This is a genomic window from Staphylococcus ureilyticus, from assembly GCF_025558845.1.
Taxonomy (GTDB): domain Bacteria; phylum Bacillota; class Bacilli; order Staphylococcales; family Staphylococcaceae; genus Staphylococcus; species Staphylococcus ureilyticus.
The window spans coordinates 1,551,572-1,564,294 of the sequence record NZ_CP094825.1; the positions used below are offsets into that span (position 1 = coordinate 1,551,572).

Sequence of the window (12,723 nt, forward strand, 5' to 3'; positions counted from 1 at the left end):
TTCTCATTTTGTAACTATAATTATTCCCTATAATTTTAAGATAGATTTAAGACTAGATTGTATAGTAGATGATTTTTCACTTATTTCTGCTTTAAAACAATTTAAAAGTTCTTCCCTTTGATCTTTTAAATCATCATTGAAATGTATAATTACCGTACGTTCATCGTTCACAGGTCTTTCTTTAATAATCCACGCTTTCTCAACTAAATCATTATACGTTCTTGTACGTTTATAAGATTTTATTTTAACATAATTATCCATTTCTTTAAGCGTCATTGATCCTTCTTCCCAAAGTGTTAAAAGAATTAAAATTTCTTCTTTTGACATTTTATATTGTTTCTGTACTTTTTCAAAAATTTCTTCAATATCTTTAAGTACATATTCCAATCTAAGGACACTATCTACCATATCAGCAATTGTCTTCCCCATAGAAATATCCCCCAATCATAATATAAAGTTAAACATGTAAAATTAATTTACCAAAAATTCATTCAATGCAAAATTTATTCATATCGGAATAAATTTTGATATTTTCAATAAAATTAATCTTATATACAGTTTAAAATTAAATTATGAATTATGCAATTAGTTGTTTGATTTTATTTTGCATATCTTTCAAAATTATGGCAGAATTTTCAAACTTTTCACTTTCTTCACTATTTAATTGCGTCTCATATACTTTAACTGCACCATTTCTATTAATTAATGTAGGCACTCCAATATAAACATCATCTTGTTTATATTCACCTTCTAAATAACTAGAAACTGGCAAGACTACATTTTGATTTTTTAAAATTGCTTGTGTAATACGTACCAATCCCATTGCTATGCCATAATAAGTTGCCCCTTTTGATTGGATAATCTCATAAGCAGCATCTCTCGTGTTGGTAAATATTTCATCTATTCTATGTTGTTTATCAGGGTTATCATTTAATAAATTGTATAATGGTTGACCAGCAATATTAGCTTGTGACCATAACGCTAATTCAGAATCACCATGTTCACCAATAATTTGTGCATCCACACTCCAAGGGGACACACCAAATTCTTGTGCTAGTTCAAATTTAAATCGTGCGGTATCTAGTATTGTACCTGATCCAATCACTTGAGCTTTCGGTAATCCTGAAACTTTTTGTGTTACATAGGATAATACATCCACTGGATTTGTTGCTATAAGGAAAATGCCATTAAATCCTGTGCTCATAATTTTAGTGACAATATCTTTAAATATTTTTGTATTTTTTTCTACTAAATCTAATCTCGTTTCGCCTGGCTTTTGTGCAGCTCCTGCAGTAATGACAATTAAGTCAGCATTACTACAATCTTCATAACTACCAGCTTTTACTTTTACTGGTGAATCACCGTATGGAGCACTATGATTTAAATCTGCAACATCGCCTTTAACTTTTGCTTCATCTAAATCAATTATTACTAATTCATCAGCTAAACCTTGTGCAACTACTGCAAAAGCATAACTTGATCCAACTGCTCCATCACCTATTAAAACTACTTTATTCCCTTTTTCAATTTTCATGCTAAGTCGCTCCTTTTAATTCAAAGTAAATATTACTAAAGATTAATGTGATTTTTTTCACAATATAAATATAACAATTATTATTTTAAAAATCAATGTTTATTGTGATTTTTTTCACATTATTTTTTATAAATAAAAGAGTGTCAATAAAATCAACGACAGATTAAATTTATTCACTCTTTTTATCAATGATTGTTAAGTCATAATTGTATCAATTAGATGGTTGTTAACACTTATTAAGCATTTCATAAAATGATACTCAAGATCCGATACCATCATTTATTATATAAATTATGAAAGTTCATTTTCATCATGTACAATAAAACCAATATTACTAGCGCTATTATTAAGAAATGCTAGAACATAGCGCATTACGTCATCTCTTTCAGGTTCATTATGTATTTCATGATTCAACCCAGGCCAAGCTTTAAAATATAACTCTTCTGTAGTAATTTTTTCTTTAATTAAACTCATAGTAGAAATATCAGACACTTTATCTTCTAGTCCATACATTAATAATAAAGGAAGTGGTTTAATATCTTTTAAATGTGTAACAGTTTCTTTCATGATTTCAATGATTTGTTTATACCAATGATACGTAACTTTCTGAAGCATGAGTTGGTCCGCTTTTGCCTCTTCAATAACCTCCTCATTACGTGTTAAATCTTCAATTGTAATACCTATTTTAAACCTTGTATCTTTAGTTAATTTTCCTACATTCGACACAATTTTATCTTTTCTAGTTTTTTTATTTTTCTTGAATTCTAATAATGGAGAAATCAACATCAGCCCCTCAATAGGCACTTCCACTTTTTCAAGTAAATTTAAAATGATAAGCCCACCAAGGCCTACACCTAAAAAATAAGTCGGAAGTTTATACTCATTAGCTATTCTAATCCATTCAAGCACATGTTCATGGTATACTTCGAAGTTTGCTATTTGTCCTTTATTAGCACGTGTAGTTTGACCTTGTCCAGGCAAATCACCCATGATTACATGGTAGCCATTTCTACGAAGCATTGTTATAACATATGCATATCTACCTGTATGTTCGAGCATGTTATGGGCGATTACAATGACACCCTTTGCCTCGTTTTCTGTTTCCCATTTCCACATATTCCATACTTCCCCTTCTACAATAATTTCAATAACTACATTGTATCAAAATATGATGTACTTTTTCCATTTTTAACGCATAAATCATACTGTTATGTGTGCCTATAACTTTATGATTATAACTCATAGCTAAAGCGTGAGACAATGTTATCGTGTAGTATATAATATTTAGTGTAATAAATTTTATTGTAAACGATTTCATTACTATTAGATTCATGCTACACTATTATTGAAAGAACAGCTATAAGCAGAATGGGAGGAATTAATATGCCAATTGTGAAAAATTTTTTTATAGGATTATCTAACAATCCATTTTTAAATAAAGCAGCTAAGGAAATTGGTCCTATGTTCGGTGCCAAGAAAGTAGTTGCAGGGAACACTATTCCAGAATTAGTGGACACAATTGAACGTTTAAATAACAAAGGGATTACTGTCACAGTAGATTGTCTTGGTGAATTTGTTTTAAATGAAGGTGAGGCAATACAAGCAAAAGACCAAATATTAGAAGTGATGTATGCTATCAACAATCATAATTTAGATGGTCATATGTCTATCAAAATCAGCCAATTAGGTTCTGAGTTTGACATTGATCTTGCTTATCGTAATTTACGTGAAATATTACTTAAAGCTAACGATTTTGGTAATATGCATATTAATATAGACACTGAAAAATATGATAGCTTATTTGATATTACACAAGTTTTAGACCGATTAAAAGGCGAATTTAAAAATGTAGGAACTGTTATACAAGGATATTTATATAAAGCAGATGCACTCGTCGATAAATACCCAGAATTACGATTACGTATGGTCAAAGGTGCCTATAAAGAAAATGAAAACATCGCCTATCAAACTAAAGAAGAAATTGACGATAATTACATACGCTTAATTAAAAAGCGACTGTTAAATGCGAAAAATGTCACTTCTATTGCTACACATGATGATGCTATCATCACACATATTAAACAGTTTATTAAAGACAATAATATTGAAAAAGATAACTATGAATTTCAGATGTTGTATGGTTTCCGCTCAGAATTGGCAGAATCACTAGCGCGCGAAGGCAATCATTTCTGTATCTATGTTCCATATGGTGATGATTGGTTTAGTTACTTTATGAGAAGATTAGCAGAACGACCTCAAAATTTAAATCTAATGTTTTTAGAAATTATGAAACCCGAAGTGTTGAAAAAAATTGGAGTAGTCGCTGGAGCTCTGTCAACTATTGGAGCTTTAAGTGCATGGCTATACAAAAAATTAAAAAAATAAAAATTTTATGATTAAAGTGTATGTAATTTAAACCTTTTCAAAACATTGTTAGAATAATCAAATGTAATATCATATTTATGAATAAGTGAATGATTACGGATTATGCAAACGATATTTATAGTCCAAGTATGACGAGCAAAAACAAAAATTTAAAACTAGAAGGGACTGGGACATAAATCCCCCTTCTCAAAATAATTTTGTTTGAATCATATAGTTCTTTGACAAATATGACGTATTTTAGCAAGTCTCTCGAGGGATAGGACTAGCTGAAGACTACAGGCTAAAGCTGTCCCCAAAGAAAGCGAGCCAACAATATGAAGTATTGAATAAAAAGACGCACTCAGATGAATTGAATTAAATCATCTGAGTGCTATTTTTTGGGATTTATATGCCTGACTCTTGTTTTGAGCATAGGAAATGATATCTAGAGTTCTGACCTAATTTTTATTTTTAAATAACATTACTAATTATTACTTGAATCATTAAATTTCTCTCAATAAATTTGCCATTTCTATAGCACTTACTGCTGCTTCAGACCCTTTGTTTCCTGCTTTTGTACCTGCACGTTCTACAGCTTGTTCAATATTTTCAGTTGTTAAAATTCCAAAGATAACTGGTGTATCTGAAATATCATTCGCTTTTGAAACACCTTTCGCTACTTCATTACATACATAATCATAATGTGACGTTGAACCTCTAATCACACAACCTAAAGTAATTACTGCATCGTAATCACTTTTTTGAGCTAATTTTTTAGCTACTAATGGGATTTCAAAAGCCCCAGGCACATATGCAACATCAATATTTTCTGCAGGCACTTCGTGTCTAACTAAAGTATCTTTAGCACCATCTAGCAAACGATTCGTAATGAAATCGTTGAATCTACTTACGACAATCGCTACCTTTAAATCTGATCCTATTAATTTACCTTCAAAATTCATGTTTATTCCTCCTATATTAAATGACCCATTTTCTCTTTTTTTGTTTTCATATAAGCTTGGTTATATTGGTTAGATGGTATTACCAATTCAATTCTTTTGGCAATATCAATGCCGTAATTCTCCAAACTTCCAAATTTTTTAGGATTATTACTTAATAAATTCACACGTTTGATACCTAGATATTTTAAAATTTCAGCAGCATATTGGTATTCTCTTAAATCTTCATCAAAACCGAGTGCAATATTTGCTGTAACCGTATCATATCCTTGTTCTATCAATTCATATGCTCTTAATTTATTAATTAAACCGATTCCTCTACCTTCTTGAGGTAAATAAAGGATAACGCCTCCATTTTTATCAATGTATTTCATAGATGCAGCAAGCTGTTCACCACAATCACATCTTTGACTATGAAAAATATCTCCAGTCAAACAAGCAGAATGTATACGTACATTCTCTGTTTCGTTAATATTACCACTTGTGATTGCTACAATTTCTTCACCATTATTTGTTGTAAAACCATACATGTCGAAATTACCATATTCAGTAGGCAACTTTATTTTAGCTTTTGCTGCAACAGACGAAACAGATTGCTTTCTATATTTTTCCAAATCTTCGATAGATATCATTACCAAGTTGTGCTTATTTTTAAATGCTTCTAAATCATCACCTTTTGCCATTGAACCATCGTCATTCATAATTTCACAAATCAGCGCTGCTGGTTTTGCGCCAGTTAATTTAGCTAAATCTACAGAGGCTTCAGTATGACCACGTCTAGCCAATACACCATTGTCTTGAGCAACTAATGGAAATAAATGGCCTGGTTTATTAAAATCTTCTGCTGTTGTACTATTATCGATTAATGCTTTTGCAGTAAGCATTCTTTCATCAGCACTGATACCAGTTGTAGTGTTAATATGATCAATACTAACTGTAAATTGAGTGCCATAAACATCTGAATTATGATTAACCATTGAATGAAGTTCTAAATCTTCGGCTATTTTTTTACTAATCGGTGCACAAATTAATCCTCTTCCATATTTAGCCATAAAATTAACAGTATTATCATACATCCATTCAGTAACTGCTACTAAATCTCCTTCATTTTCTCTATTTTCATCGTCTACTACAATGATACTTTTACCTTTTTTTAGTGATTCAAGTGCTAAATCTATACTGTCCAATTGCATTTTACCCCTCCTAGAATCCAAAAGCGCTTAGTTTTTCTAAACTTAAACCTTTTTCACTTTTACCAACTATTTTTTCTACATATTTAAACAACATGTCTGTTTCAATATGTACTGGGTCACCAACACGTTTTTGATTTAAAATAGTTGATCTTCTTGTTTCTGGTATAAGATGAATATCAAATTCTGTATCTCGTAATTGAAATACTGTCAAACTAACCCCATCTACGGTGATTGAACCTTGTTGTACCATTTGATCGATCACAGAAGTAGATGGTTTGATAGTTACAATTTTAGAATTATCTGAGTTTTGTATTCTAGTAATTCTAGCTACTTCATCAGTGTGGCCAAGTACAAAATGACCTCCAAATCTTCCTGAACCGCTCATTGCTCGCTCTAAATTCACCTCAGCGGATTGATTTAATTGATTCAAATAGGTTTTATTCTCAGTACCTTTGATTACTTGGACTGAAAATGACCGTTCATCAAATTGTATAACAGTTAAACATACACCGTTTACACTAATAGAATCACCAATATGCATGTCAGATAAAATTGTTCTACAATCAATTGTTAAATTAACAACCGCTTGTTGTGTTGTAACTTTTTTTATAGTTCCTATTTCTTCGACAATACCAGTAAACATAATTATTCACTTCTTTCGCAATTCTAATTTAATATTTTGCTCAAGCATTTTGGAATTTACAATTTCAAATTGAGGAACGTCTGATAAATTAAAGACATTTTCTGTTTTGAAAAATTGATTGTCACCAGAACCACCTATTATTTTCGGGGCGTAATATAAGATGAGTTCATTTGTAAAGTTAGATTGGAGAAATTCTGAAGTAATCGTGGGACCTGCTTCAACCAAAACACGTCCAATCCCGTTTTGATATAACTGCTTTAAAATATTTTCAATCGTACAATTTGAACAATACATTATTTCTATATTTTTATTTTGATTTTTTAAATTTTTATTTTCTGTGAAAATCCATATTGGCGTCGTCGGTTGTTGAAAAATGTCTAAAGTAAAATCGACTTGTCCAGATTTTGAAAGTATCACACGTATAGGTTGTTTACCTTGTTCAATCCTAGTAGTATATTGTGGATTATCTGCGTTTAACGTACCAGTCCCGGTGATTACTGCATCATGTTTATGTCTGAGCATAAATACATCTTGTTTAACAGTTTTGTTGGTAATCCATTTACTTTCACCACTATCAGTAGCTTGTTTACCATCTAAACTGCAAGATACTTTTACAGTAACTTCAGGAACGCCTTGTCGCTTAGTAATAAAAAAGTCTTTGTATAATGCTTCAGCATCTGGCTTATGATGAAACTCGACTTTCACTCCAGCATTTTGTAAAATTTCATCACCTTTAGACGATAAGGTTGTGTCTTTAACAGCATAAACAACTTTTGAAATACCAAATTCAATAATTTTGTTTACGCATGGTGGCGTTGAACCATAATGTGAACAAGGTTCTAAAGATATATAAATTGTCGCTCCATTTGCTGCTGCTTTTGCCATATCTAAAGCTTGTACTTCGGCATGTTTGTCACCTTTTCGTAAATGTGCACCAATACCGACGATTCTACCTTGATTTACCACAATTGCACCCACAGGAGGATTTACACCAGTTTGGCCATCTACCATCTGCGCCAATTGAATTGCATAATTTAAATATTGACTCATATAATCACCTCTTAATAATAAAAAACACCTGAAACTCATTTCAGGTGTGGGATGTATTTAGATATAACATAATTTACTTAAATTTGAATACACTTCTCCAATTTTTAGAAAAATGTACGTTAAATAAACACTTGTATAAGTGCCTTTTTGTTATACTTCATTCTTTCTCCCATCCAGACTTTACTGTCGGCTCTAGAATTTCACTAGATCAGCCACATTTGCCAAAACAAATGCAGGTCGCAGGCTTAATTTACTGCCGGTTGGGAATTTCACCCTGCCCCGAAAGAATATTTATGAAATTGTAATTGATGATTGAGTCAAAGTAACTTTTGAAAGCTACAACGTTATCGTACTATATATTTCGACAAAAAACAATTCATATTATCTAAGTCGGCTTTATATCAGTAACAACTTGCTTATATTCTTAACTTCACAATGCTTATAAGTTGGTTTACAAATCCATTCATCAAAAATTTACATCTTAAAATATTTTCATAAATGATTAAACGCTTTACTTATTTAATATTTTTATAATTCAAACCAAAAACGAACGAACATCTAGCAAAAATTACTCTTTTGCTTTCCTCAAAATGAAACCGGATTTAAATTCATTCGGAAACATAATTCATATTTAACTGATTCATCTAAATTGGATAAACATTCGTTTGTATACTACACTACAAAATCAATCATGCTTAGCATTCAACAAATTCTCTACCACACTTACAGCTTGTTTTACTATCATCATAACGCCGTTACGTGATTGATTAATTCCATTTGTAACTTGACCTAAAGCAAACATGTTTTTTAAGGTACCATAACGTGGACTTATAATTTGATTTGTTTCTGGTATGATTTGAATACCACCTAGTGGGTGTGCTTGGACTACTTGCCTATTTTCCAGATTGAGAATCAGTTGATCATCTTGGTCTAATTCTGATAAATGTGATTTTGAACCAGTAGCATTAATGACAATATCAAATTTATCAATTGCTTTAAAATCATCCTCATATTTAAAACAAAATTGATGCCCGTCATATTTAACGTCTTCCAAGCCTTTTTTGATTTCAATTTGCCCTTTTTCGATATGATCGATAATTAATTTTGCGGTACGAGGAGGCATTGGGTTCGAATTTTCTTTTAATATAGATTGGTATTTTTCTAAAAATATCTTCTGATCCTCTCTACTAAAACTGTTCCAAATCCAATTTAAATTTTCTTTTGTTAATTCTAAGATACTTTGAAATTTCCCTAGCACTTCGGCATGTTGTAAATCATAGGTTAAATCCAAAATTGGGTCGCCTTGCCTTCTGTGTACTAATGCTTCTATTGGAATATCATAATATTCACAGTCCTTTTTAAATAATGCCAATGCCTCGTCCAAAGGTACGTTTCCAAAATATTCTTTTTTGATTTCATTAAATTTTTCTGGAGTAAGATATTTAAATTGAATTTCTGGCATATTTCCCCTAACACTGGGTAAATGACCTTTACGACTCGTCACTGTAATAGGTAAATTAGGATGATGTGCCGTTACAAATCGAATGACATCTAAACTTGCTAGTCCAGTGCCAATAATGGCGATTCTATCAGTACTATCAACTTCATTTAATGTGTCATAAGTTGGATAAGGTGTTTTTATGTAACCTGGTGTTCCTTTTAATTGATATGGGTCATGATAGGACATCGTGCCAATTGTTAAAAATACAATATCATAACGTCGGCGTTTCTCTAAATTTTCAGATGTGCAGACAACATATCCAACCTGCGTATCACCAATATTAGATTCTATATACACTTCTAATACTTCTTCTTTAATCATACGAATATTACTATATTGATTATGATAATTTTCCAAATAATCTTTCATATAGTGTCCAAAAATAAATCTGGGTAGATACTCTGGATTAGAAAATTTAAATATAGATTGATGTTGATACCATTCGTAAAATTCTCGCTCATTATTCAAATTTAAAGACATTTGTTTTGCAGGTAAATTGATTAATAATTGGTCGCTGTCATTTTGAAAAGGCACACCTTGACCCATGTTTTTAGGGTTATCATAAACGTCTACTTCCATTTGTTCGAATTCATTATATTTAACTAATTCTTTTAACAAACTAACACCTGCGGTACCCATACCAATGATAGCTATACGCATTTCACTCATCCTTACTTTAATTAATTTATACTTAGTATATCAAGTATTTAATTGATATTACATATTAATGGATTATGCCACCATTATACAAAATTAATATATATGTTAATATAAAAATGTTGTATCAAAAAAGATTTCTAAAACATATAAGGAGTTAAAACATGAAATTTTTTAAAAGAATAATTTATTTATTGATTGTTAGTTCAATTTTATTAGCAAGTTGTGACTTACCTGGTTTAGGCGGCGGTCAATCTAAAAACTCAGTTAAAATTTCTGCTTTAGCTACGAGTGAATCTCAAATCATGGCTTATATGCTTAAAGATTTAATAGAACATGATACAAAGGGAAAGATTACTGGATCGATCATTAACAACTTAGGTTCAGCTACAATACAGCATAATGCATTACTTCGCGGAGATGCCGACATATCAAGTACACGCTACACTGGTACTGATTTGGTTGGCGTTTTAGAACAACAACCTATTACAAATACTCAAAAAGCAATGTCAGTAACTCAAAAATTATTCAATCAAAAATTTGATCAAACGTTTTTCGACTCTTATGGATTTGAAAATACGTTTGCTTTTATGGTTACTAAAGAAACCGCAAAAAAATATGATTTACATACCGTTTCAGATTTAAAAAAAGTAAAAGATAAAGTAAGAGTTGGTACAGATACGACATGGATCAAGAGAGGTGGCGATGGTTATGCACCATTCCGTGCACATTATGGTTTTGGTTTCAATGATTTAAAACCTATGCAAATTGGACTAGTTTACGACGCGCTAAAAAATAATAAACTCGATGTTGCACTTGGTTATACAACAGATGGAAGAATTGCAGCGTACGATTTAGTTGTACTTAAGGATGATAAAAATTTTTTCCCTCCATATGATGCTAGCGCGGTCACTCCAAATGAATTATTACAAAAGCATCCACAAATTAAAAAATCTATTAATAAATTAGATGATAAAATTAGTACTGAACAAATGCAAAAGTTAAACTATGAAGCAGATGGTGAAGGTAAAGAACCAGCAATTGTAGCCAAAAGATTTTTAGAAAAACACAATTATTTCGAAGATGAAAATTAAATTTCAAGTGTAATTCTATATTTAATATTATGTGATATTAATCGATTAGTGTTACTATAGCTACATAGTAAGGAAGTGATTTAATGAAATTCATTATAAAAGTGATAATATCAACGATTATGCTTTTTATATTATTTGGACAGAAAAATAAAGCTAAATAATATTTACTACTTTAACATCTCTCGTTCATCTTGATAATTAATTCACAGTTTACGGAATTCGATTACCTATGTCTATAAAATATAAATTACTAACTAATGTAAATATCAAAAATCAATCATTTATGTATTCAAAAAGGACTAATCCATTTTTCCTACGGATTAGTCCTTCTTTAGTTCGTATAACAAACTCAATCATTTTCATTTGTTATAATTAATTATATTTAAAATCATAGATCATTCTTTTTTATGTTTATTATCATCTTTATATACAAAATATTTATAATATTTACCTTCTGTTTTCATATTTTTATAAAAATTTGACATTAGGCTTGCGTTACTTTCAGCCCATTTAATATCTGTAGCATATTGATGTTCACCAGGGTTTTTAGGATTCCAGCGCATGCTATACAATGTATTTTGATCTTTATTTGATAAAAAGTGTTCATGTATAAAATTAGCACCACCAGTAATTGCTTTTTCTGGTGTATCCCAACCGTGTTTTTTAGCATATTCAGCACCAGTTTTCACTGGATCTTCATCAAGTGCACCGACCCCAAAAAAGTTATAATATTTCTTGCCATCAATTTCAACTCCACTCGATAATTCACTTTTAGCTGATCCTGTTTCAAGCAATGCATGTGATATTAAGTATACCTCATTTACATGTTTTTCTTTTGCTGCTTTTATGAAATCATCTGAATGTTCTAATAGTACTGGATTATCGATTAACATTCTTTTTATTCTATTTTCATCAATTCCTTGATATTTATCTAATTCTAAAAATTGATATTTTTGAGTTTCACTTTCAATAAATTTATTACTATCCATTGCTGCTTTAATCTCAGTTGAAGACGCATCTCTCCATGAATCATTATTTTTATTTGAAATTTGTTGGCTAGTATAATTATCGATTTGTTTTTTTGATGCTTTATCTAAAGTAATATTGAGCTGTTCTACTTTTTCTTGTTGGTTAACCTTTTTAAAAAAGATTTGATCTGAAATCATTGAAAATACAACGACAACAGCTATCACTAACACTACCAATAAGCCAATAATTGATAGTATTGAGCCTTTCTTATGCTTCGTCATGTCCACACCTCATAGGTAATAATAAGAATATTAAGTCCTCTCTTTATAAAAATATACTTTAAGAGACTATCTAAATTTAAATTCTAACACTAAATAGTTGAACGTACAATTTAATATGTTTGTTGTTACATATTCATAAAAAAAGTAATGAAATTTTAATTTCATTACTCTTGACTTTTATTATATTCCATCATAACAAAGCTTACTGCTTGGGATCTATTTTTATAATAATAACGATTTAAATCAATTGTTCCTTCAATTTCACCATCGCGGTACATCATTTCTTTTGTTAGATTATTTATCATAACAAAGTCTGATTTATCTTTAATCATATCTAAATCATCATGTCTCGCAAAAAAATGTTCTAAATTTAAATGTGCGTAATCCATATAAACCTCCTGATTTGTTGTCCGAAGATAATACTAAAACTCTAAAGTGTTATATCTTTAAGTTGAATACGCGTTGATGTTATAAAACT

General features: G+C 30.5%; 12 protein-coding genes and 1 riboswitch. Of the genes, 2 read left to right on the forward strand and 10 right to left on the reverse strand.

All coding sequences use genetic code 11. The annotated features are described in order from the left end of the window. Positions 1–27: 27 nt before the first annotated feature. From MUA21_RS07565 to MUA21_RS07575, 3 genes are all read right to left on the reverse strand, one after another. The gene (locus MUA21_RS07565) at positions 28–429 is read right to left on the reverse strand and encodes a transcriptional regulator, SarA/Rot family (protein ID WP_107525940.1); all 402 of its coding nucleotides are present in this window, start codon (positions 427–429) and stop codon (positions 28–30) included. A 148-nt stretch (positions 430–577) separates the two neighbouring features. Further along, positions 578–1,534 carry an L-lactate dehydrogenase gene (locus tag MUA21_RS07570; RefSeq protein ID WP_107525941.1) on the reverse strand — a complete coding sequence of 319 codons (957 nt, stop codon included), beginning with the start codon at positions 1,532–1,534 and terminating at the stop codon, positions 578–580. Positions 1,535–1,825: 291 nt separating this feature from the next. Next, complete coding sequence (locus MUA21_RS07575) at positions 1,826–2,650, reverse strand: alpha/beta fold hydrolase (RefSeq protein ID WP_046208333.1); 825 nt, start codon at positions 2,648–2,650, stop codon at positions 1,826–1,828. A gap of 267 nt (positions 2,651–2,917) precedes the next feature. Here MUA21_RS07575 and MUA21_RS07580 point away from each other — a divergent pair, with 267 nt between their 5' ends. Further along, positions 2,918–3,919 carry a proline dehydrogenase family protein gene (locus MUA21_RS07580; RefSeq protein ID WP_107525942.1) on the forward strand — a complete coding sequence of 334 codons (1,002 nt, stop codon included), beginning with the start codon at positions 2,918–2,920 and terminating at the stop codon, positions 3,917–3,919. Between the two features lie 482 nt (positions 3,920–4,401). Here MUA21_RS07580 and ribH read toward each other — a convergent pair whose 3' ends face one another. The 5 genes from ribH to MUA21_RS07605 form a co-directional block, all read right to left on the reverse strand. Further along, on the reverse strand, positions 4,402–4,860 hold the full coding sequence (gene ribH, locus MUA21_RS07585) for a 6,7-dimethyl-8-ribityllumazine synthase (protein WP_064208811.1): 459 nt from the start codon (positions 4,858–4,860) through the stop codon (positions 4,402–4,404). Between the two features lie 11 nt (positions 4,861–4,871). Next, a complete protein-coding gene (gene ribB / locus MUA21_RS07590) occupies positions 4,872–6,050 on the reverse strand; it encodes a 3,4-dihydroxy-2-butanone-4-phosphate synthase (protein ID WP_107525943.1) in 1,179 nt (392 codons plus the stop codon). A gap of 10 nt (positions 6,051–6,060) precedes the next feature. After that, positions 6,061–6,693 (reverse strand): riboflavin synthase, encoded by a 633-nt coding sequence (ribE, locus tag MUA21_RS07595; protein WP_073341629.1) that lies wholly within the window; start codon positions 6,691–6,693, stop codon positions 6,061–6,063. Between the two features lie 6 nt (positions 6,694–6,699). Next, on the reverse strand, positions 6,700–7,743 hold the full coding sequence (gene ribD / locus MUA21_RS07600) for a bifunctional diaminohydroxyphosphoribosylaminopyrimidine deaminase/5-amino-6-(5-phosphoribosylamino)uracil reductase RibD (RefSeq protein ID WP_262560992.1): 1,044 nt from the start codon (positions 7,741–7,743) through the stop codon (positions 6,700–6,702). 157 nt (positions 7,744–7,900) lie between these two features. Continuing rightward, positions 7,901–8,034: riboswitch (FMN riboswitch) on the reverse strand. A 394-nt stretch (positions 8,035–8,428) separates the two neighbouring features. After that, complete coding sequence (locus tag MUA21_RS07605; protein WP_262560993.1) at positions 8,429–9,904, reverse strand: FAD/NAD(P)-binding protein; 1,476 nt, start codon at positions 9,902–9,904, stop codon at positions 8,429–8,431. A 161-nt stretch (positions 9,905–10,065) separates the two neighbouring features. Between MUA21_RS07605 and MUA21_RS07610 the strand changes: the two genes are divergently transcribed. Then, complete coding sequence (locus MUA21_RS07610) at positions 10,066–10,995, forward strand: osmoprotectant ABC transporter substrate-binding protein (protein ID WP_262560994.1); 930 nt, start codon at positions 10,066–10,068, stop codon at positions 10,993–10,995. A 395-nt stretch (positions 10,996–11,390) separates the two neighbouring features. On the opposite strand, the gene sagB is transcribed toward MUA21_RS07610, so the two are convergent. After that, a complete protein-coding gene (gene sagB / locus MUA21_RS07615; protein WP_262560995.1) occupies positions 11,391–12,245 on the reverse strand; it encodes a peptidoglycan release complex glucosaminidase SagB in 855 nt (284 codons plus the stop codon). Between the two features lie 164 nt (positions 12,246–12,409). After that, positions 12,410–12,634: a hypothetical protein gene (locus tag MUA21_RS07620; RefSeq protein WP_019468074.1), complete on the reverse strand. Its 225-nt coding sequence runs from the start codon at positions 12,632–12,634 to the stop codon at positions 12,410–12,412. Positions 12,635–12,723: the final 89 nt, after the last annotated feature.